Below are 23,066 nucleotides of genomic sequence, written 5' to 3'. Positions count from 1 at the left end.
CGGGAGTTAGGAGGAAAATATTGAACGGTTTAATTGTTTCAGGGCATGGTTCCTTTGCTGCAGGCCTTCACTCTTCAGTGAAGTTGATTGCAGGGGAACAGCCACGTATAGAGTATGTTGATTTCTTAGAATCAGATTCTACATCAGATCTTGAAGTAAAGATAAAAGCAGCATTGGCAAACTTAAAGAGCTGCAATGGGGTACTCGTTCTGTGCGACCTTGTGGGAGGTTCGCCCTTTAAAACGGCTGTTTCTCTAACAAACGACAAACAGGATACTGCTGTTATTGGCGGGACAAATCTGGCAATGGTTATGGAAACCGCCATCATGAAAGACAATGTCTCCTTAGACGAACTAAAAGAAATGGCTATCACTTCAGGAAAAGAAGCGATAAAATGTTTCCAGAAATCAGGGCGTCAAAAGAGAGACGGGGCAGGTATTTAATGGAGGCTATTTTTGCAGACACAATTTATACCCCTAACCGCCGAATACATTCGGGATATGTTGTTTATGAGAATGGATTAATTAAGGATCTAACGGATCAGAAACCAGAATGTCAAATACATGATTTCTCGGGATATGCGGTTATCCCTGGGCTCATTGATATTCATATACATGGGATTTCAGGGAAAGACACAATGGATGCAACGCCGGAAGCTATGCAGGAGATTTCCTTATCTCTTGCAAGGCATGGTGTGACTTCTTTTTTGCCCACAACCCTAACGGACGATTTTGAGAAAGTAAAAGCTGCCGTTAGAGAGATTGGCAGACAAATTGGAAATACAGCTGGAGCAGAAATCATTGGTTCCTATGTTGAAGGACCCTATATAACACCTGAACATAGAGGGGCGCATCCTGTGAAATACATGCGGGAAATAACCATTGAAGAACTCGATGAGTTGATAAAAGCTTCGCAAAATACGATAAAAATTCTAACGCTGGCACCGGAGAAGACTATGGCTATAGGGGTTATTCCATATTTGAAGGATAAAGGAATCCTTGTCTCGATGGGACATACAAATGCAGACTATGAAACTGCCAATCTGGCTATTGAATACGGAGCAAATATTTCAGTTCATACGTTCAATGGAATGCGCGGATTCAGCCACCGTGATCCGGGAAGTCTTGGAGCATTCCTGACAAATGACAATAATTTTTGTGAGTTAATAGCTGATTTGGAACATGTCCATCCTGCAGGAATTAATCTGCTTTACAAAACCAAAGGAGCAGACAAAATTCTTTTGATTAGTGACTCCATGGCTGCTGCGGATTTACCGGATGGGGAGTATAAACTCGGAAGCCAAACTGTCAGAGTAAGAGAAGGTATTGCCAGAACAATGGAGACTGGATCCCTGGCAGGCAGTACGACAAATTTAATGAGGTGCATAAAAAACACCAAGGAAGTTCTTGGACTGCCTCTTGAGTGTATTTTGCCAATGGCTACAATAAATCAAGCTAAATTGCTCGGTATTGGGGAAGAAACCGGCACAATTGAAATTGGCAAGAAATTGAATATTGCTGTAATAGATGAAGCATTCAATGTAAAAGCCACCTTTGTTAATGGAAAAGTTGTTTTTATGGAGGAGAAAAGAAAATGGGCAATAATAGAATTGTAAATACAGTTGAGATGTTCCAAAAAGCCTTGGAAGAAAAATACGCGATACCAGCATTCAATGTTCACAATCTTGAAACATTCCAGGTTGTTGTTGATACTGCTGCAGAGTTGAACTCTCCTGTAATCCTTGCAAGCACACCAGGAACAATTTCTTACTCCGGCGGTGACTATTTGGTGTCAATGGGAAGTGCTGCAGCAGAAAGATATGAGATCCCGATCGCACTCCATCTGGACCATTTTGAAAGTATTGAAGAAATCAAGAAATATATAGATTTCGGTTTTAAGTCTGTGATGATAGATGCTTCCCATCATCCTTTCGATGAAAATGTCAAGATCGTAAAGCAAGTGGTCGAGTATGCCCATGAACATGGGGTCTCTGTGGAGGCTGAATTAGGTCGTCTCGGCGGAGTGGAAGACGACCTCGTCGTTGATGAAAAGGACGCGAAATTTACCAATCCGGAACAGGCTAGAGAATTTGTGGATTTAACTGGGATTGACTCTTTAGCGGTTGCTATTGGGACTGCTCATGGCTTATACAAGGGAGAGCCCAAAATCGACTTTGAGAGACTGGAAGATATCCACTCAGTGGTTAATATTCCTCTCGTACTTCACGGGGCTTCCGATATACCGGATGAGATGGTAAAACGAACAATAGAACTTGGTATTTGCAAGGTAAACATTGCAACAGACCTAAAAATTCCGTTCTCCAATGCGGTAAAACAATACTTTAATGAAAATCCTGACGCAAATGACCCGCGAAAATACATGACACCAGGCAAAGAAGCCATGAAGAAGGTAGTCGAGGAAAAAATTCTTATGTGTGGCAGCAATGGAAAAGCCTAGCATCTTAACCGTTACCCTTAACCCCGCTATAGATATTGTCTACCGCCTGGAATACCTTAAGATTGGAAGAAGCACACGTACGAAAAGTCCCAATAAAACTGCAGGAGGAAAAGGACTGAACGTTACAAGGGTGTTGAGTATTCTTGGAGAACGTGTGACGGCAACCGGTTTTTTAGGCGGAAGTAACGGAAACTTTATCCGGAATGAGCTGGTAAATCTTGGTGCGCGTGATGAATTTGTGCAGATCGCAGGGGAAACAAGGCAGTGTCTTGCCTTTCTTGACAACAGAGATAATCAGACAGAAATTCTTGAGGAAGGGCCTTTTATTTCCGGTTTGGAGCAGGAAGAATTAAGGAAGCGCCTGCGCATCTTAATACCTGAAGCTCAAATCCTTATAGTAAGTGGTTCACTGCCCCTTGGAGTATCGTACAGCCTCTATAAATGGATGATAAAAGAAGCTAAAAATCATGGAGTTAAAGTTCTTCTGGATACCAGCGGGGAGGCACTAGCCGAATCTCTGCCCTATGGACCTTATTTAATCAAACCTAATCGTGAGGAACTTGAAGGGCTTCTTGGCCGTCCCTGCCGGGAAGAAGCAGAAATCTGGAAATCGATGGAGAAGCTAGCTGAGAACGGAATAGAGGTTGTGATTGTTTCAGACGGTGAAAGGGGATCATTCGTTCATTATAAAGGCGAACGGATGAAAGCGGCAACTGCAGAAATTCGGGCAGTCAGCGCTGTGGGGTCTGGAGATTCTTTCATCGCAGGCTTTGCCGCTGGACTTTCAAAAGGATATTCAATGAAGGATACTCTGATCCTGGCTTCTGCTTGCGGCTCAGCAAACGCACTGGAAGAGAGGACTGGATATATAAATCTCCAAAACTTGAATATGTTGATTGAACAAATTTCAATAAACACAACTCGGTCAGGCAGTTTATAAAATTTTTCAATAGATCGCGGAGGTGCCGGATATTGTTTAGAAAGCGAAATAAACTGAAAAGATTTGCTTCTATATTTCTTTCATTCCTATTGGTCATATCGCTTATTCCAGTCAGTGCAGCTGATGCTGAAGAAACTTCAAATGCTTCTTCTATCGGCAAAGTTAGCGGGATACAAAAAGAAGGCAGTGATATTTATCTTGATTTCTCTTCTGGACAAGGAATTAAATTAAGCTTTCTGAAAGACAATGTTTTCAGGCTTCACCTGGATCCGAGCAGTGAATTTCCTGAATACCCAACCCCAAACAAGCCTGACCATGTGACTAAAATCGTGGATAAAGATAAAAACGACTACCAAAAAGAATATGGAACCGTAAACGTTAAGGTAAAAGAAGATTCCGATTTTTATAGAATATATACAAAAGTATTGGAACTAAAAATCTCCAAAACGGACTCCAAAATGAGCCTGATCAATAACCAAAATAGCAAGGTTATCTGGAGTGAGAAGGAGCCGCTTTCTCTTGAAGCGAATAGAGCAGTTCAGACACTTAATACAAAAGATGATGAATACTTTTTCGGTGGAGGACAGCAAAACGGCTACTACTCTCACAAAAATAATAAAATTAATATCTCCATCGGAGGCGGATGGGATGCAGGTGCAGCATCAAGCCCTGTTCCGTTCTACCTGAGCACTGAAGGATATGGAGTGATGAGAAATACGTTTAAGCCGGGTGTCTATGACTTTTCCAAAACGGCAGCTTTTTCCCATGAGGAAAATAGATTTGACGCTTATTATTTTGTTGAAGACTCCATTCCGAAAATTATTAACGAATATACCGAGCTGACTGGAGAAGCAGCATTAATGCCGGAATATGCGTTTTATTTAGGGCACGCAGATTGCTTTAATGGCACTCACAACGGCCATAAAGACCAGAGAACCCTCCTTGGCAAAGGCTTGGATACATTAAATCAATATGTGGCGAAGGATATGCCGCTCGGCTGGTTTTTGCCGAATGACGGTTATGGCTGCGGCTATGGTGGATTAGAGAATTTAGAGAAATTTTCGGATGAAGCAAATGAGAAAGATATTGAAGTAGGCCTCTGGACACAAAGTAATTTATACCCAGACCCGAGCCTGCCTGAGGATAGCCCATTGCGCAGGGATCTTGATGGTGAAGTGAAGGCGGGAGTAAGAGCTATTAAAACGGATGTTGCATGGGTAGGACAGGGCTATTCCATGGCTCTTAACGCAACACGCCAGGCTGCTGAAGGAATCGAAAAGCAGGAAAACTCAGGCGGAGCGCGTCCGTTTGTGATTAGTCTCGATGGATGGGCAGGCACCCAGCGTTATGCTACCCTTTGGTCTGGTGACCAGTATGGAGGGGAGTGGGAATACATCCGCATGCATATCCCAACATACATTGGAGCGGGATTATCCGGCAATCCGAATGTTGGTTCGGATATGGATGGTATTTTCGGAGGAGATCCAGTCATCCAGACAAGAGATTTTCAATGGAAGGCTTTCTCGCCAATTCAAATTGATATGGATGGATGGGCGTCATCCGGGAACGATTACAGCAAATCCAAAAACCCTTGGAATTATGGCGAACCGTATACTTCCATAAACCGCATGTATCTGAAGCTAAAAGCGCAAATGATGCCCTACATCTATACGATTGCAGAAGAATCCACTTCCACTTCTATGCCTTCTGTCCGGGGAATGATGCTGGAGTATCCAAAAGATCCATTTACGTATGGCACTGATACACAGTATCAATATATGTGGGGGCCTAATTTGCTGATAGCGCCTGTCTACAATGAAAAGGATCATGCAGCTGGCGTAAGAAACGGAATCTACTTACCGGATTCTGACCAGGTTTGGATTGATTATTTTACAGGTGAGCAGTATCAGGGCGGAGCAGTGTTAAATAATTTTGACGCCCCATTGTGGAAGACACCAGTCTTCGTGAAAAATGGAGCAATCATCCCGATGGCTCCTGAAAACAACTCGATTAATGAGCTGGATGGATCTGAGAATCGAATTTTTGATATTTATCCAGCAGGGAAATCTGAATTTACTCTCTATGAGGATGACGGTAAAACAACTGACTACAAATCTGGGAAGAATACCAAAACCAAGATTTCTTCGGTCGTCGCAAATGATAAAGTGAAAATTACCGTTCACAAAGCTAAAGGAAAAGGCTACAAAGGAATGGTCAAGGAAAGAGGAACTGAAGTCCTCGTTAATACACGAAAGCAGCCTGAATCTGTAACTGTAAAGGTTGGCGGCAAAAATATCAAATTGCGAAAAGCATTAACAGAGGAAGAATACAGCCGCTCGGAAAATGTTTATTTCTACAATGAAAGTCCGGATCTTAATAAATATTCAACGGAAGACTCTGAGTTCTCCAAAACAAAGGTGACCACTGCTCCGAAGTTATTTGTAAAGATTGGGAAAACGGATATAACCAAGAATCAAGTGATGCTTACGGTAAATGGATTTAACAACACGCAAGAGAAAGAAGTAAAGGATACAGAAGTACCTGATGTGCCTTCTGGACTCGGAGCCGCAGATGAAAATATTACAGATAAAAGCATAAAACTTAACTGGAATAAAGTTGAAGGTGAAAATCTTTCCTATGACCTTAAAATTAATGGAATGATATACAAAAATGTTTATTTGGAAAAAGAAAATGAGAAGCCGTTTTTCGAGCACGATGGTCTAAACTTTGACACAGAATACAGATATAGTATCCGGGCAGTTAATACAAAGGGTGCATCAGACTGGAGTGATGAAATAACCGTAAAAACCAAGCTTGATCGATTCAGAAACGTTCCGAAGAATATGACAGCTAGTGCCTCAAGCAATCAGCCTGGGAGCGAAGCATCGAGAGCTGTAGACGGAGATGAAAAAACACAATGGCATACAGCTTGGGGGTCAGGAAATGTTCTTCCTCATACGTTTGAGATTGATATGAAGCTTGCCTATCAATTAGATAAGCTGGAGTATGTGCCTAGACCGGATGCAGGGAATGGAACAATTCTTAAGTATGACCTGGATGTCAGCCTTGATGGTAAGACATACAAAAATGTTATTACCGATGGGACTTTTATTAGGAACAATGAGACAAAAATGATTCAGTTCAACGAAGAGGTAACTGCACGGTATATCAAATTAACGATTAAGGATGCTGTGGGGAAATTCGGATCTGCACAGGAATTCAGGCCTTACAAAAAGGATAAAACTGAAGGAATTGTAGTCGGTGAAAACATACCTAATGGTGCCATCGACGAAGAGGACCTGCTTTTCTTTGCCAGTTATATGGGTGTGGACACCACAGATACATCCTGGGATCAGGTGTCCAAAGTTGATATTAACTATAATGGCGTGATTGATTCTTATGATTTAATGTATGTAGCAGGACAGCTTGGTGAGACACAGCTCCAGCCGACTAATCGTCCTGCAGCAGGACTGCTGAGCATTCGGCCTGATAAGCAGCAATTAAAAGCAGGTGAAGAGTTTACAGTCGAAGTTATCGGTGCAGGACTGAAGGATATTAATGCCTTCAATCTTGAACTTGAAATTGATCCAAATAAGTATGAAATTGTAAAAGAGTGTTTAGAAGGATCTGATTGTGGCGAGAGAATTGCCGACGATACTGCTTCTACTGAAAATATGCTGAATTATTCAATTCTTGCAGGAATAGGCAATGAAAAGCAAAGAATTATGGCTGCTTTTTCAAACAAAGGTTCTCTTGAAACGTTAGAAGGCACATCAACTCTGGCAGCCATTAAGTTAAAAGCGAAGAAAGATTTAGAGTTTGATATACCGATTACGAGATCCTTGCTTGTGAATACAAGCTTTGATACCATCGATGAAATCGGTCAGGTTTTAAAGCCAGGAGAAGAGCCTGGAGAAGTCGAGCAGCCGGAAGAGCCGAAGGAACTGCTCATGACGGCAAGGGATATCGCCGTATCTGGTGAAGCAGATAAAATGCAGGATGGGGCTGAAGCCTTCCTGCGGTTAATTGACGGTGAAATAAGTGAATCTTCCCTAGCTGAGCTTAAGTGGAGCATCACGGAAGCCGATGGTATTTCTCTTCCATTGGAGGTTGATTTTAGCTTTAATAGTCCAACAGAACTTACCAGATTTGAGGTATTCAACAGACCGCTTTATACCAATGGAAAAATCAAAGTTCTCCGTGCAAAAGCTTTTGATGAAGAAGGGAATGAGTATGATTTAGGTAGAAAGGAAGTACTATCTGCAGATAAATCTGCAGCCTACAATTTATCTGAAAATACTCAAATTCCAGCTGGTGCAAAAGTTGTCAAAGTTAAAATTACTTTTGAAGAATCTCATAGCGGGCCGCTTATGCTATCGGTTGCAGAGGTGCAATTCTGGGAGAAAAACAGCGCCAATTGAGAAGGATTATAAAAGGATGGAAGAAAGCCGAGGATTGATAATTCCAAGGCTTTCTTCTTCGTTTAGGATATTTTTATTCCAGAGTATTATGGGGATGAAAACCCTGCTATCCCTCTGCCAAAACAACCTCTGTCCCGCTCCCTCTAAATTCCTCCACATATTTCTTATCCAAGTGCTGGTCTGTGACGATGACATCAATATGCTCAAGAGGTGAAACGGAAACAGTGACATCTTTGCCAAATTTCGAATGGTCTGCTGCTACATAGACCTCCTTTGATAACTCAATCATTTTCTTTCTCGTAATGGCTTCTTCCAGATTGTAATCGGAAATGCCTTTTTGAGCGGTAATGCCGCTTGCGCATATAAAGGCTTTGGAGATATTCAATTCATTGAAATTAAAAAGGTATTCATACGTTACTACGGATTTTTCGGTCTTCCTCACTTTGCCTCCAATCATAATGACATCCACATCGCTATTCATGAGCTCTATTACGACTGGAATGGAGTTCGTCACTACTGTCAGCCTTTTTTTGCTTTTTATAAATTTTGCGATCTGGTAAGTGGTTGAGCCGCTATCTAAAAATATGCAGTCGCCATCCTGGATATAATGACTGCATGACCGGGCGATTGATTCCTTTTCTCTTAAGGAGCTAACCATTCGCTCGTCTATCGCAGATTCACCAAATGCCGATTCGACAAGCTTAACTCCGCCATACACCTTCTCAATCTTCCTTTGCTTTGTAAGAAGATTGAGGTCTCTTCTAAGGGTGTCAATCGATACATGCAGCTCTTCTGCAAGGTCAGTGATTTTAGCCGTTTTCTTTATCATTAGCAAATCAATTATTCTTTTCTGTCTTTCTGCAGGAAACATCTATACTCACCTGACTTCTTTCAAATTTAATAAGAGGTAATCCTATTTTACTAATCAGTGCGTAAGTGTTCAATAAATTTACGCAAATAATATCTAAGTGTTACAATTTTAAGCATATATTATCATAAAATATATGCAACATTTAGTTATAATATATGCATAATTTACGTATAATTTACAAAGTTCTCGATTTGCGTTTACATTCCCTCCTTATACTGAAGCTGTAACCAAGGAGGTGGGCAGTTTGCTGCGATTAGAAAATGTTAGCAAACAATTTGGCGATAAAGTTGTATTAGATAATATTAGCCTTGAAATCGATTCGGGAGAAATCGTTTCCTTATTGGGTTCAAGTGGAAGCGGCAAAACAACTCTTTTAAATATCATTTTGGGGTTGACCAAAATGAATAAAGGCAAAATCTACTATAACAACCTGGATCTGAGCAGCGTACCTATGAAGAAAAGGGGGTTTAATATTGTTTTTCAGGATTATGCGCTATTTCCGCATTTAAATGCCTATGAAAATATTGTGTATGGTCTGAAAAACAGAAAAGATCGCATGCCGGAAAAGGAAATCCAGGAATATATAGATTTTCTTGAGCTAAAGCCGCATCTTTCAAAGAAAATCGGAGAACTTTCCGGGGGACAAAAACAAAGGGTAGCACTAGCGAGAACGCTTGTGATGAAGCCAAGCGTATTATTGCTTGATGAACCATTAAGCGCTTTGGATGGGGTCATTAAGGAGTCGATCAAGCAGAGAATAAAATTGATTGCGAAGGAATTCAAACTTACAACCATCATTGTGACACATGATCCTGAGGAAGCTTTAACCCTGTCAGATAAGATACTCATTATCAATCAGGGAAATATTGCACAATACGGGACTCCTTATGAAATTATTAATCAGCCAAGCAATGCATTTGTGAGAGAGTTTATTCTCAGGCAGCTGAAGATTAAAAGGCAAAACATATATAACCTTTTTGGTGAAAAATATGCCTAGATCCAGACCCGAAATGAGATTTCTTTATATCACCATTCTTTCTCTATTTGCACTCTTTTTATTGGTGCCCTTAATTATCTTATTTGTCCGCTCTTTTGGGATTGGAGAGAGGGTTACTGCAGATCATTACCTATCTGTTCTGGCGAATAAGGAGATGGCTGCAAGTTTTATCAATAGTATAAAAATCTCTGCTCTTACTGGCATCATAACTACTGCCCTGGCTTTTATCCTGGCTTATAGCATCCATTGCACCAGGCTTTTTCAGCCATTAAAGTCGATGATCAAAGCAGGCGTGCTTATTCCCATGCTGCTTCCTACGATAACGTATGGGTTTGCTATTATGTATTCTTTCGGAAATCAGGGCCTGATCACCAGCATTTTCGGCGATAGCCTGTTTAATATTTATGGTTTTAATGGTTTATTGATTGGATATGTCATATACACGATTCCTGCGGCATTTCTATTAATCTCTAACTCGTTTATTTACATAGATAAGAAGTTTATTGTCGTTTCTCATCTTATGGGTGATGGAAATGTCCGAAGTTTTTGGAATACCATAATCCGGCCGCTGCTTGGCACCTTAGGCGGAGCATACGTATTATCTTTTATTCTAAGTTTTACTGATTTTGGGATCCCCGCATCTATAGGAGGAACGTACTCTGTTGCTGCAACTCAGCTTTACCAGGTCATGCTGGGATCAATACCCGATTTTAATAATGGAGCCGTCATTGCCGTTCTTATGCTCATGCCGGCAATCCTCGGAGTCATGCTATTGAATTATCTTGAAAAGTTTAATTTTCATTATGAAAACTTTTCACAAATAGAATTGGTCCCGAATACATATCGGGATGTATCTCTGGGTTTGATTTCATCGCTGATATTGGCGGGTATTTTATCCATCTTCGCTGTAATGTTAATAGCGCCATTTTTAAATAGTTTTCCCTATGATATGACCTTTACTTTTAAGCATTTTGAAACCATCTTACAATCGGGTGATTTATTGGCTGTCTATCGAAACTCCCTTTTAATTGCTGTATTAACAGCAATCGGAGGAACTTTGCTTGCGTATTGCTCTGCTCTATTGAATGTCCGCACTCCCTTAAAGGGGAGAAAGGCAATGGATGCTGTTTCAATGATGACGAACACAGTTCCAGGGATGGTTCTGGGAATCTCTTATTTGCTCCTTTTTAACGGCAGCAGCTTACAAGGGACCTTCATGATCATCATTCTATGCAATATGGTTCATTACTTTACAACTCCATATTTAATGGCTAAAAACTCATTAATGAAAATGAACCCGACCTGGGAAACCACAGGGGAACTGCTGGGAGACAGCTGGGTTAAGACCGTATACCGTGTGATTGTTCCAAATTCAGTCAAAACCCTGCTTGAAATGTTCAGCTATTATTTCATCAATTCCATGGTGACAATCAGCGGCATCATCTTTTTAGTAACCGTTCAAACCTCAGTAGTCGCCAGCAAGATCAAGGAGCTCCAGCACTTTGCCAAGTTTAACGAAATCTTTGTTTTATCATTGCTGATTTTCGCTACAAATCTGGTGGTCAAAGTCTTTTGTGATTATCTGCAGAAGGAGAGATCAATGAATCTATCTTTAAAAACAATTAATAGAAGTGAGGAGAAGGTGTCATGAAAAATGTAAAAACTCTTTTGCTGGCAATGCTCGCTATATGGATTCCGGTTCTGCTGGGCGCCTGCAGCAGCAACACTGCTTCAGGGGAAGAACAAGTTGTCATCCAGACAAATGGTGACGAAGAGGCCGTAATGGCTATGAAGAATGCCATGAAAGAGGCTGGATATGAAGGGAAATATGTTTTGCAGAGCCTGGGAACATCGGAATTAGGCGGGAAGCTGATCGCTGAAGGGGATCAAATTGAGGCAGATATTGTCACAATGAGCTCTTACTTTCTTGAAAGTGCACAAACAAAGCATACCATGTTTAAACCTTTGACATTTTCTTCAGATCCTTTGGAAAAAACAGCGGACTTTTATTCTCCCATTTTAGCGATTACCGGCTCGATTTTTGTAAATACAGAAGTACTTAAGCAACAAGGTTTAGACATGCCGGCATCTATTAAAGATTTAACTGCAAAAGAATATGAAGGATTAATAGCCATTCCAAATATCATGGATTCTTCTACAGGATGGCTGCTTGTTCAGGCAATCCTATCGGAGTACGGTGAAGAAGAGGGAAAAGCCATACTTAAGGACTTGATCAATAATAGCGGCCCACACCTTGAGAGTTCAGGATCTGGACCAATTAAGAAAGTGCAGGCTGGAGAGGCAGCAGCTGGATTTGGCCTCAGACATCAAGCGGTAGAAGCCAAAGAATCTGGTGTCCCTATTGAATTTGTCGACCCTGCAGAAGGCAACTTTTCACTAACGGAATCCCTTGCGGTAGTCAAAAAAGATAGTGACAAAACAAAGCTTGCGATGGAAATGGCTGAAGTGATTTTAAAGGATGCCAGAGAAGAGCTGATAAAGTATTATCCGGTTGCTCTTTATGAGGGAGAAAAGGTTTCTGAAAAAAATGAACCAGCCCATCCAAAAAAATTCGAAGCTCCGCTAACCGTTGAATTATTGCAGAAACATCAGGACATTTTTAACTCATCCAAATAAAACAGAAGAGGTGGAAGAAATGACAGGCTATAAGCTTTTAACACCAGGTCCATTAACTACTACATCCACGGTTAAAGAGGAAATGCTGTTTGACCGCTGCACCTGGGATCGAGATTATAAACAAATTACACAGAAAATAAGAGCACAACTCCTTCAGCTTGCAGATGCGGACAGCTCAGCATACACGGCTGTACTTATGCAGGGAAGCGGCACATTCACTGTTGAATCTGTAATGACAACTGCTATTGGAAAGAATGATAAGGCACTGATTATCACAAACGGTGCTTATGGGGAACGTATTGTTAAAATGGCTCAATATATAAGTATTGACTATATAGAGCATCGAGTGGAATATGATCAGGTTCCGTTGGAATCAGATATAAGAAGCATACTTGATGAGGACATTCAAATTACTCATTTGATAATGGTTCATTGTGAAACGACAACTGGTATTCTGAACCCAATTGATATGATTTCAAAGCTTGCGAAGGAATACAATAAAATACTGATTATTGATGCCATGAGCAGTTTTGGCGGAATAGATATCAAGGTACAGGATTTAGGAATTGATTATCTGATCAGCAGCGCCAATAAGTGTATTCAAGGGGTGCCGGGGTTTGGGTTTGTCATTGCAAAGCTTGACCAACTCACAAAATGCAAAGGAAATGCCCGGAGTTTATCCCTGGATTTGTTTGATCAGTGGAAAGAAATGGATAATGATGGAAAATGGCGTTATACGTCACCGACCCATGTTGTCGCAGCTTTTTCCAAAGCTTTGGATGAATTGATGGAAGAAGGAGGAATTTTTGCTAGAAACAACCGGTATCAACATAATAATCGTATATTAAGAGAAAGACTTGAAAGAGCAGGGTTTAAGGCGTTTATATCAGAAGAGCAACAATCGCCCATCATTTCTTCTTTTCTATATCCGAAAGACAACTTTTCATTTGATGAGTTTTATAGGTTTGTGAAAGAGAGAGGCTATGTAATTTACCCTGGTAAATTAACGGATGCAGATACTTTCCGGATTGGCAATATAGGTGAAATTTATGAAGAAGATATTAACGGTTTATGTGCTATTATCGAAAATTATATGGGAGTGATGGCAAAATGAATAAAGTTGAAGGCGTAATATTGGATTGGGCTGGCACAGCAATTGACTTCGGATGTTTTGCTCCTGTAAACGTTTTTGTTAATATTTTCAGGGATGCAGGGATCGACGTGACAATGGAGGAAGCAAGAGCACCTATGGGGCTGCTGAAAATCGACCATATCCGTGCAATGCTGTCTGCACCAAGAATAGCTGCATTATGGGAAGAGAAATATGGAATAAGCTATAACGAGAACGATGTCACTTCATTATATGAAAAATTTGAACCGGCACTTATGGCATCATTAATGGAATATACTGACCCCATCCCAGGCGTCATAGAGACTGTATCAACTTTAAGGAATCAAGGCTTAAAGATTGGTTCAACAACTGGCTATACAAGATCCATGATGGATATTGTCGTTCCAAATGCCAAAGAAAAAGGCTACAGTCCTGACTTTTTTGTTACACCGGATGAGACAGGTTCCTATGGCAGGCCATATCCTTATATGATTTACCGCAATATGGAAGAGTTGAAATTGACGGCAGGATGGAAGATTGTGAAAGCAGGGGATACTGTCTCTGATATCAAGGAGGCCATTAATGCCGGAGTCTGGTCGGTAGGTGTCATTGTTGGAAGCTCTGAAATGGGTCTTTCCCAAGAAGAATACAGCTCCTTATCTCAAACTGAAAAAGAAGAAGTCATTCAAAAGACAGAAGAAGTATTTTTGAAAAATGGAGCAGATTTCACCATTAAAACTTTGTCTGAGCTTCCTCAAGTAATAGATAAAATTAATGTTCTTATTAGTGAAGGAAAGGAAATTCATAAATTTCGCTAATATTTAAAGATCGCTAAATTATTGAAAACCCCCTCTTCTGAATGGATAGAGGGGTTTTTCACGGTTTTCTTGACTGGTTATGACCAATATGTTACCATAAGGTCACTTATACAACATGTTACCTTTTGGTCACGTGAATGACTTTCCAAAAGAAAGGGTCGATGTAATGTAATGAGCGACGAGCTATCCACCGTTTTTAAGGCATTGGGACATCCAATCCGCAGGGAAATTCTCGATATTCTTAAGATATCGCCAAGAACGACCGGAGAACTAGACGACCATTTTCCTGAAGTCACAAGGTATGCCATTATGAAGCATCTAAATATTTTAGAGGAAGGGAATTTGGTCTTGGTAAGGCGTGAAGGAAAATATAAAAGGCATTTTCTTAATGCGGTACCTCTTCAGGAAGTGCATGAGCGCTGGGTTGATAAATACATGCAATCTACCGCCAGCTCGCTTCTTAATTTAAGGAGTACAGTAAGAGAAAAAGGAGGAGACAAAACGATGGAATCGACTAAGGATTTTCGCATTGAACAGGAGATCATTCTTGATGCACCACGTGAAGAAGTATTCAGAGCATTAACCGAAAAGGTGGAAGATTGGTGGGAGTTCCGCATAGCTCCAAAAGGAGTAGCTTCAAACTTTACTTTTGAGCCAGTTATAGGCGGACAATTTATCGAAAAATGGGGTGAAAAACAAGGTGCAGTGTGGGGGAATGTTTATTATGTGAATGCTCCTGAAGAAATACGGCTGCATGGCCATCTTGGCATGCAGGGAGCGGTAAACAGCGCCTATACTTATCGACTTCTTGAAAAAGAAGGCGGTACACTGCTTCAGCTTTCCCATACTGCTTCTGGTGTTATTCAAGACCAATGGGAAGAGGAGCATTCCAAGGGATGGGAATACTTGCTTGGCACCCTATTAAAAAACTACGTAGAAGACAATTAATTTAGGAGGCCGAGAATGGTAGATGTTTTTACAGAAATAACAATTAATTGCCCTATTTCACAAGTTGCTGAATATGCCGCTAACCCTGATCATGCTCCTGATTGGTATGTGAATATACAATCAGTTGAATGGAAGACACCAAAACCGCTCCAACTAGGATCACAGATTGCTTTTCGAGCGAAGTTTCTTGGCCGGGAACTTGCTTATGTTTACGAAATTACTAATTATATTCCAAATGAAATAATGGTAATGAAAACTGCAAATGGCCCATTTCCAATGGAGACTATCTATACATGGCAAGCGATCGAAGAAAACCATACCCGCATGACATTAAGAAATAAAGGGAACCCAAAAGGCTTTAATAAGGTCCTGTCTCCATTGATGGAACCTATGATGAGAAGAGCAAATATGAAGGATTTGAAAAAAATCAAAGCCATACTTGAACAATAATTTTTTATCATCCACCCCGGCAGGAAGGCTATTTCTGTGAATTTACATAAGGTGTCTGCTCTATGCAGCTTTAAAAAGGCTGTCTAAAGGGTAAGGCACCTTATTTATAAGCTGCAGTATTTACCTTAAAGCATACATATAGCGACACTAATGCCTCATTATTCAATTAGTAATTTTTTTTACGTCCAATCCCTTTAAAATCAAAATAAGCCGGCCTATTTATCATAGGGCGGCTTATTTTAGTTTGATGTTCCCCTGTTTTATAAAAATAGGAGATGCTACTTTTAGCAGATAAGGGCAGCGCCATTCTCATCATTTTTTAATGATATTTTAAAAGAATTCTAGTTTTTGGAAGGTACATTACAATTACTAACTTATTAAGGAGGAAAACAAAATGAAGATTGTGATTGTACCGTCAGGTTTTAAAGAGTGCCTGGATGCAGAGGATGTGGCGCTGGCGATGGAAAGGGGAGCGCAGCGTTATAACGGAGCAGCCGATATTGAAATAATTCCTATGATTGATGGCGGAGAGGGGTTTGCTAAAACCATTACGAGATTAAAAGGCGGTCATTTGATTTACGTAGATGCGACGGGTCCTGTCGGCAAAAAGGTAAATGCCCATTTCGGCATTTTTGAAGAGAATGGTGAAATGACTGCTGTTATCGAGATGGCTGCAGTGGCAGGTCTGAAGCATGTTCCCCTGCAGGAGCGAAATCCTTTACTGACGACTACTTATGGGGTAGGGGAACTGATACTTGCTGCTTTGGATTTTGGAGCTGATCGTATTTTGATCGGCTGCGGCGACTCCGGCACTTCAGATGGGGGGGCAGGGATGGCTCAGGCACTTGGTGTCCGATTTTTGGATGGTGATGGAAATGTGGCTGAAATAATGGGAGGTTCTGATTTATTAAAGGTAAAGCAAATAGATGACTCAGGCATGGACAAGCGTGTCAGACAAATTGAGATTGATGTTGCCTGCAATTGGAAAAATGTTTTATGCGGGGACAATGGAGTAGCGAGGATATTTGGCCCGCAAAAGGGTGCAACCAAAGAGCAGGTAATAATATTATCTGAAGCCATGGAGCACTATGCTAATCTTATAGAAAAAAGTTATAGGATCGATGTCAGATACCTCGAGGGAAGCGGTGCCTCAGGAGGGCTCGGGGCAGGTTTGGCTGCTTTTGCCGGTGCAGTGCTTCATCCTCGTTTCAGCCTTATAAGAAAATACATAAAGATAGAAGAAAAAATTGCTTCCGCTGACATCGTGCTGACAGCGGAAGGGAGCATCGATTTCCAGACTCCAAATGGAAAAATACCGACTGAGGTCGCCCGCATTGCCAAAAAATACGATATACCCGTCATAGCCATCACAGGTACGGTTGGTAAAGGGGCATCCTTGAATTATGATGCCGGCATTGATGCTTTTTTAAGCATTATACCAAAGCCGACATCTCTGGAAAAAGCAATTCTGTATGCTCCTCAGTGGATTGAGGACAGTACAGAATCAGTCATGCGGCAAGTGGACATTGGCTATAAAATAGCCAGCAGAAGCCGGATCAATGAAGGGGCTGTCTAATATGCAGACTAGAATGGAAAAGCATGGGCAATACGCCCATCCATTATTTATGCAATTAGACCGTATTTCCCGAAGAAGCCTGGCCATAATAAGCGCCCATGTCATCTTCCTTCTGTTGATTGCGTTCGCTGATGGGGTTGATTATAAAGCAAAGGTATCGATTTTCGTTTTTCTCTCAGCTGTGACGCTATGGACTTCAACAAAACTCCCTGCTGGATTCATTGCATTTGCCAGCGTCGTATTCATCATTTTAATGAAAGGAGCGAGCCCGGAGCTATTATATCTGTCCCTTTCGGAGGAGGTGGTATGGCTGATGGTCGGGGCATTTTTCATTGGGGAGGCTGTTGAACAATCAGGTTTAACTGAACGGTTCATTCAGTTTACCTTAGGAAAAAGCCGGACGCCAGCAAAGCTGAAAAGGGGGATGATATCCTTTCTTTTCGCCTCTGTTTTTTTTATTCCTTCAACATCCGCCAGAGCTGCCATGGCAAGGCCGGTCATCATTCATCTGGCAAGCAGGCTGACCGTAAAAGAGAAAAAAATTCTTACAATCACTATGCCTATCGTCATTTTAATGAGTACATCGGCAGCACTTATTGGTGCTGGTTCCCATGTCATTGGCGTTGGGCTTTTGGAAACTGCGGCTGGCCAATCCATCTCCTATTTGCAGTGGCTAATGTGGGGACTGCCTTTTGCATTTATTATGACAATCGTGAGCTCAATTGCCGTTAAGTGGATGATGAGGGGTGAAAAGGAATTGGAAAAATCACCTGTTATACCTAATCTACCGGATTTGCCAGCTCAAATGCCGCTTACAGGAGCGGAAATTAAAACTCTAATAATTGTTGCTCTTCTGATCATAGGATGGATGACTGAAAGTTTCCATGGATATGATCTTGCATTGGTTTCCATGATCGGGGCAATTGCGCTGACGATGCCGAATATGGGGGTAATTACCTGGAAACAGGGGGTTAAAGCAGTTTCTTGGAATTTGATTCTTTTTGTTGCAGCAGCCGCCTCACTAGGAAAAATTCTTGTTGTAAATGGTGTGGCCGATTGGATGGAAGGAAAGATTACAGGCTTCCTCCAAATCTTTACTGATGCTCCGGATTGGATTATGGCAGTCGTGATCCTTATCATCGCCGCCACCAGCCATTTATACATTACATCCCATACGACAAGGGCAATTGTTTTGGTTCCAGGGATCATTCTGTTTAGCCAGTCAATGGGAATGAATCCGTACGCAGCCGTCTTTATCAGTTTAATAGGCATGAACTATTGCATCACGTTTCCAGTAAGTTCTAAGGCACTGCTCCTTTTTTATGAGGATGATGAATTAAGTTATGATGCAGGTATTTTAGCCAAGTTAAGTGCTATCCTAATGCCGCTGTACATTGCCATTGCAGTTATTTTCTATTGTACTTATTGGCAGTGGACGGGGATGAGTCTATATTGACTGAAATTCCTTACCGCATTTTTATTAATGCGGTTTTTCATTTGCATTGGAAATATATTTAATTAGGATGAACCGAATGAACTGGTTAGGAAAAATTAAATAGTTGTGCTTGATTGTTACTTGAATTTAGGGTAAGGTTAATTACAGATATTAAAGATCTTTAATGTATTGATAAAGGAGATAGTAAATGAAATATTCAAAAGCCACCAACTATGCATTGCACACAATGGTGTATTTAACTTTAACACCCAAGGGAAAATCTGTTGGCGTTGAACAGCTGGCTAAAATCCAAGATCTTTCGCCGACCTACCTGTCGAAAATTCTCACGAAACTCGTAAAGGCAGGACTTATTGAATCAACTCCTGGTGTTAAGGGCGGATACAGCATTGTAAGGCATTCTCGTAAAACTTCCTTTCTGGATGTCATTCATGCCATCGAAGGGCACACCACCTTGTTTAATTGTTCTTTGGAGCATGATGATTTATCAAATGAAGATTGCTTAATTGAAAAAGTGATGTTTAAAGCTGAGAAAAAGATGAAAGATGAGCTGAATACAAAATATATTGCTGATATTGCAAAAGAGATTGAATCCGCAAAAAATCACAAAAAGAATTGTAATCAGTTTGAGTAATTTTTTTTGTGTTAATCATAGATATTAAGAGTCTATAATATATTTAATTGAGGAGGAAATAAATATGCTGTTAGATTGTGTTATTATCGGCGGAGGGCCATCCGGATTAAATGCTTCACTTGTTCTTGGAAGGGCAAGGAAAAAGGTTATCCTTTTTGATGAAAATAAACCCAGAAATGCGGTAACACACGAATCTCATGGTTTTATTACAAGGGATGGCATCAAACCTTCTGAGTTTAAAAGAATTGCCAGGGAAGATTTAATGAACTATCCTGGCATCACTATGGAGAATCAGCGGGTTATTGATATAAAGAAAGAAAATGATGCTTTCATGATTCGTGCAGAAGACGGCAGATGCTTACGCTCCAAAAAGGTCCTATTGGCTACAGGTCTAAGAGATGAATTTCCAGCAATTGAAGGAATTCACCAGTTTTATGGCAAAACCTTGTTTAGTTGCCCATTTTGCGATGGCTGGGAATTAAGAGACCGCCCATTAGTTCTAATCTCAGAGGATAACCGTGCTTTCCATATGGCAAAAATGATTTCAAATTGGAGTAAAGATCTTGTTGTTTGTACGAATGGCAATTTGATATTTTCAGAAGAGCAAAAAGAAATATTAATAATGAAACAAATAAAGGTGTTTGACGATGAGATAGATGCTTTTGAAGGGGAAAGCGGCCGCTTGGCTAAAATAAAATTTAGAAATGGCAATGAAATTTTTAGGGCTGGAGGCTTTGTCACAACAGGTTTAACCCAAGCTTCGCCATTTGCAGAAGTATTAGGATGCAAGATGAATAATATGGGTGGAATTGAAACAGACACACTTGGCCGAACTAATATTAAAGGTGTTTATGCCAGCGGTGATAATTCTATCCTGGCACCTTCCCAATTGATTATTGCCGCCAGTGCGGGAAGTAAAGCGGCTATGGGAATCGTTCATGATTTAGTAAATGAAGAATTTTAAAAGGTGTTGGAAGTAAAACCTTCTTTGCTTTAATTAAAGAGTGCATGTGTCTTTAATATCTATTAATATAATTTGATGAGTTACACATTTTCCAAAGGGAGAGGGATCAATATGGAAGAGAAAATGGAACGTTTGGCAAGAAAAATAGAATTTCTGGAAAATCCAAAAAAAAGAGGTGATATTCCGCCAAAAGAACTGCTGGGAATGATCCCTATTAAAAAAACGGACACGATTTTGGATTTAGGTGCAGGCACTGGTTATATAACAGTCCCGGCTGCAAGAGCCACAGCTGGAATGGTTTATGCATTAGATATTGATGCAGATATGCTGGATGTGATCAAATCCAAAGCGGAAAAGGAAAAAATTGAAAATATTATAATACTAAAAGACAGTATTGATCATATTCCATTACCTGACAATAGCATGGATCTTACACTGGCATCATTAGTTCTCCATGAGATGCCATCCTTACCACGTGCACTGGGGCAAATTAAACGAGTGCTTAAGCCTGGCGGCTATTTTGTATGTATCGAATTTGAGAAGAAAGACTTTCCTAAAGAAAGACATCCAAGAATTTCTTCATCCGAAATGGAAGAAGAAATTAAACTTGCAGGGCTGAATGTATCCAGAAAGCTCTTTTTAACAGATGCCATCTATATGATTATGGCTAAAAAATGATAATTGAAAAATGGGGGAAGAGGATGCTGTGAGTTTTCGTCTTCTCCATTTTTATGACGGGCAGTATAGACCTAAGGAGGAACAGCGGGTGAGACATAGTTATTTGTTTCAAGCGGCTGCTTGTTTATTTGAATCTGTTTGTCCTTCAAAAAGGAACCGCCTATTTTCATTTGCACCTAACCTAAATCTCGGCAGAACCCGTATCTATCTGGTAAACGAACCTTTTTGTTAATTTTCAGAAAAAAGGCAGTTTAGCAAGAGCAATAAGAGGAATGCCAGTTCTATATTAAGCAGGCGCTTTGTACTTTTTTCCACAAGCATTATAATAGATTTGTAAGCGATTACGTAATTTAAAGGAGGATACTATGGGCAGATTAGTTCATTTTGAAGTTCATGTGGATGACATGGAGCGGGCCAAGAAGTTTTATGGCGAGGTATTCGGCTGGTCATTTCAGGATTGGAGTGAGTATGCCGGAATGCCTTATTATGGAGCAGTGACTGGAAATGAAGAAGAGCTGGGCATTAACGGTGCTCTGATGCAAAGGCAGGGACCGCCTCCAGAAGCTAATCAAACGTTAAACGGATTTGCCTGTACGATGGGTGTGGAGGACTATGATGCAGCTGAAGCCAGAATTCTTAAGAATGGCGGCACTGTCGCATTGCCGAAGTATGCTCTTCCTGGAATGGCTTGGCAGGGGTACTATAAGGATACAGAAGGAAATATTTTCGGAATTCACCAGCCGGATGCAAATGCAAAGTAAATGATCTTATAGCATCATATGGAAAAATACATAAATGAAAAAAGCCTTCTCCATCGAGAGGGCTTTTTTCATTGAGGAGCCAGGCAAAGGGCTGGCTCCTCTATTTTGTTATATCAGGCACTGATTTTCACTATCTTGCCTTCCTTGCGTTTCTTTGCATATTCAGCAGTTGCTGTAAATAGAACATCTGAAGACGAGTTAAGGGCCGTTTCACATGAATCCTGAAGAACTCCAATGATGAATCCTACACCTACAACCTGCATCGCAATGTCATTTGGCATTCCGAATAAGCTGGCTGCTAAAGGAATGAGAAGAAGTGATCCGCCTGCAACACCTGAAGCACCTGCGGCAGATACTGCTGCTAATACGCTAAGGATAAGGGCAGTTGCAAAGTCCACTTGAATGCCAAGTGTATGGACAGCTGCAAGAGTCAGAATAGAAATCGTAACAGCTGCACCTGCCATGTTAACCGTGGCGCCTAATGGGATGGATACGGAATAAGTATCTTCATCCAGCCCAAGCTTTTCGCATAAGCTCATATTTACAGGGATGTTTGCTGCTGAGCTGCGCGTAAAGAATGCTGTAATTCCGCTTTCTCTTAGGCATTTAAATACTAGAGGATATGGGTTCCTGCGAATATTTAAGAATACGATAAGCGGATTCACAACAAGAGCAATAAAAAACATGGAACCCAGCAGGATTGCAAGCAGTTTTCCATAATCAAGCAATGCTGAAAGACCATTGGCGACAATCGCATCAAACACGAGACCCATAATCCCGATTGGGGCGAAGCTGATCACCCATTTTACTAGAGTCGAGATGGCATCTGAGAAGTTTGCGAGCATGTTCTTTGTTGTATCAGCAGCTTTTCTTAAAGCCAGGCCGAGGAGAATCGCCCAAGTCAGAATACCGATATAGTTGCCGTTGATCAGTGCATTGACCGGGTTGTCCACTACGTTTGTCAGCAGGGTTTTAAGAACTTCTGCTATCCCTCCAGGAGGTGTTACATCCTCAGCTCCGGGAGCAAGTGACAGGGTAACCGGAAAAATAAAGCTGGCAAAAACTGCGACAGCTCCTGCAAGAAACGTACTTAATCCATAAAGGGCGATAATAGATTTCATATTCGTCTTATGGCCGCTTCTATGCTTGGAAATGGCGTGCATCACCAGGAAAAATACCAGGATCGGTGCTACAGCTTTTAATGCACCTACAAAAAGAGTGCCGAAGATGGTGATCCATCCCGCTGCTTTAGGAATGGTCAAAGCCAGGGCGACACCTGCGATGATGCCCAGCAGAATTCTTTTGACCAGGCTTATTTGGTTCCACTTGCTGATTGCATTTTTCATAGAA

Annotated in this window: 20 protein-coding genes; 18 read left to right on the top strand and 2 right to left on the bottom strand. The window is 41.0% G+C overall.

What is annotated here, in order from left to right; all coding sequences use genetic code 11:
* Positions 1-20 precede the first annotated feature (20 nt).
* The 5 genes from agaF to QUF73_06920 are packed head-to-tail and all read left to right on the top strand — an operon-like array spanning position 21 to position 7,818.
* Complete coding sequence (gene agaF / locus QUF73_06940; GenBank protein ID MDM5225948.1) at positions 21-443, top strand: PTS galactosamine/N-acetylgalactosamine transporter subunit IIA; 423 nt, start codon at positions 21-23, stop codon at positions 441-443.
* Positions 443-1,615: an N-acetylglucosamine-6-phosphate deacetylase gene (gene nagA / locus QUF73_06935; GenBank protein MDM5225947.1), complete on the top strand. Its 1,173-nt coding sequence runs from the start codon at positions 443-445 to the stop codon at positions 1,613-1,615. Before agaF ends, nagA begins: the two co-directional genes overlap by 1 nt.
* Positions 1,594-2,457 (top strand): tagatose bisphosphate family class II aldolase, encoded by an 864-nt coding sequence (locus QUF73_06930; GenBank protein MDM5225946.1) that lies wholly within the window; start codon positions 1,594-1,596, stop codon positions 2,455-2,457. Before nagA ends, QUF73_06930 begins: the two co-directional genes overlap by 22 nt.
* The gene (gene pfkB / locus QUF73_06925) at positions 2,444-3,397 is read left to right on the top strand and encodes a 1-phosphofructokinase (protein MDM5225945.1); all 954 of its coding nucleotides are present in this window, start codon (positions 2,444-2,446) and stop codon (positions 3,395-3,397) included. Before QUF73_06930 ends, pfkB begins: the two co-directional genes overlap by 14 nt.
* Positions 3,398-3,429: 32 nt before the next feature.
* Positions 3,430-7,818 carry a glycoside hydrolase family 31 protein gene (locus tag QUF73_06920; protein MDM5225944.1) on the top strand — a complete coding sequence of 1,463 codons (4,389 nt, stop codon included), beginning with the start codon at positions 3,430-3,432 and terminating at the stop codon, positions 7,816-7,818.
* Positions 7,819-7,924: 106 nt separating this feature from the next.
* Here QUF73_06920 and QUF73_06915 read toward each other — a convergent pair whose 3' ends face one another.
* Positions 7,925-8,689, bottom strand: coding sequence for a DeoR/GlpR family DNA-binding transcription regulator (locus tag QUF73_06915; GenBank protein ID MDM5225943.1), 765 nt, complete (start codon positions 8,687-8,689; stop codon positions 7,925-7,927).
* Positions 8,690-8,933: 244 nt separating this feature from the next.
* Here QUF73_06915 and QUF73_06910 point away from each other — a divergent pair, with 244 nt between their 5' ends.
* The 13 genes from QUF73_06910 to QUF73_06850 all read left to right on the top strand — a co-directional run bounded on the left by QUF73_06910 (position 8,934) and on the right by QUF73_06850 (position 21,716).
* Positions 8,934-9,686 carry an ABC transporter ATP-binding protein gene (locus tag QUF73_06910; protein ID MDM5225942.1) on the top strand — a complete coding sequence of 251 codons (753 nt, stop codon included), beginning with the start codon at positions 8,934-8,936 and terminating at the stop codon, positions 9,684-9,686.
* Entirely contained in the window at positions 9,679-11,337 is a 1,659-nt protein-coding gene (locus tag QUF73_06905) for an ABC transporter permease subunit (protein MDM5225941.1), read from the top strand. Before QUF73_06910 ends, QUF73_06905 begins: the two co-directional genes overlap by 8 nt.
* The gene (locus tag QUF73_06900) at positions 11,334-12,323 is read left to right on the top strand and encodes an extracellular solute-binding protein (protein MDM5225940.1); all 990 of its coding nucleotides are present in this window, start codon (positions 11,334-11,336) and stop codon (positions 12,321-12,323) included. The genes QUF73_06905 and QUF73_06900 overlap by 4 nt, the downstream gene beginning before the upstream one ends.
* A 19-nt stretch (positions 12,324-12,342) precedes the next feature.
* Complete coding sequence (gene phnW / locus QUF73_06895; GenBank protein MDM5225939.1) at positions 12,343-13,437, top strand: 2-aminoethylphosphonate--pyruvate transaminase; 1,095 nt, start codon at positions 12,343-12,345, stop codon at positions 13,435-13,437.
* The gene (locus tag QUF73_06890) at positions 13,434-14,252 is read left to right on the top strand and encodes a phosphonoacetaldehyde hydrolase (GenBank protein MDM5225938.1); all 819 of its coding nucleotides are present in this window, start codon (positions 13,434-13,436) and stop codon (positions 14,250-14,252) included. The genes phnW and QUF73_06890 overlap by 4 nt, the downstream gene beginning before the upstream one ends.
* A 171-nt stretch (positions 14,253-14,423) precedes the next feature.
* Complete coding sequence (locus QUF73_06885) at positions 14,424-15,200, top strand: helix-turn-helix domain-containing protein (GenBank protein MDM5225937.1); 777 nt, start codon at positions 14,424-14,426, stop codon at positions 15,198-15,200.
* A 15-nt stretch (positions 15,201-15,215) separates the two neighbouring features.
* The gene (locus QUF73_06880; GenBank protein ID MDM5225936.1) at positions 15,216-15,650 is read left to right on the top strand and encodes an SRPBCC family protein; all 435 of its coding nucleotides are present in this window, start codon (positions 15,216-15,218) and stop codon (positions 15,648-15,650) included.
* Between the two features lie 394 nt (positions 15,651-16,044).
* Positions 16,045-17,226, top strand: coding sequence for a glycerate kinase (locus QUF73_06875; protein MDM5225935.1), 1,182 nt, complete (start codon positions 16,045-16,047; stop codon positions 17,224-17,226).
* Position 17,227: 1 nt separating this feature from the next.
* Positions 17,228-18,682 (top strand): anion permease, encoded by a 1,455-nt coding sequence (locus QUF73_06870; GenBank protein ID MDM5225934.1) that lies wholly within the window; start codon positions 17,228-17,230, stop codon positions 18,680-18,682.
* A gap of 187 nt (positions 18,683-18,869) precedes the next feature.
* Positions 18,870-19,313 carry an Rrf2 family transcriptional regulator gene (locus tag QUF73_06865; GenBank protein MDM5225933.1) on the top strand — a complete coding sequence of 148 codons (444 nt, stop codon included), beginning with the start codon at positions 18,870-18,872 and terminating at the stop codon, positions 19,311-19,313.
* A gap of 64 nt (positions 19,314-19,377) precedes the next feature.
* Positions 19,378-20,277 carry an NAD(P)/FAD-dependent oxidoreductase gene (locus tag QUF73_06860; GenBank protein ID MDM5225932.1) on the top strand — a complete coding sequence of 300 codons (900 nt, stop codon included), beginning with the start codon at positions 19,378-19,380 and terminating at the stop codon, positions 20,275-20,277.
* Between the two features lie 111 nt (positions 20,278-20,388).
* On the top strand, positions 20,389-20,955 hold the full coding sequence (locus QUF73_06855) for a class I SAM-dependent methyltransferase (protein ID MDM5225931.1): 567 nt from the start codon (positions 20,389-20,391) through the stop codon (positions 20,953-20,955).
* A 365-nt stretch (positions 20,956-21,320) separates the two neighbouring features.
* Positions 21,321-21,716: a VOC family protein gene (locus tag QUF73_06850; GenBank protein ID MDM5225930.1), complete on the top strand. Its 396-nt coding sequence runs from the start codon at positions 21,321-21,323 to the stop codon at positions 21,714-21,716.
* Between the two features lie 113 nt (positions 21,717-21,829).
* Here QUF73_06850 and sstT read toward each other — a convergent pair whose 3' ends face one another.
* The gene (sstT, locus tag QUF73_06845) at positions 21,830-23,062 is read right to left on the bottom strand and encodes a serine/threonine transporter SstT (GenBank protein MDM5225929.1); all 1,233 of its coding nucleotides are present in this window, start codon (positions 23,060-23,062) and stop codon (positions 21,830-21,832) included.
* Positions 23,063-23,066 lie beyond the last annotated feature (4 nt).

The sequence above is a fragment of the Cytobacillus sp. NJ13 genome, assembly GCA_030348385.1.
Taxonomy (GTDB): Bacteria; Bacillota; Bacilli; order Bacillales; family Cytobacillaceae; genus Cytobacillus.
This window is presented reverse-complemented; position numbering and strand designations above follow the sequence as displayed.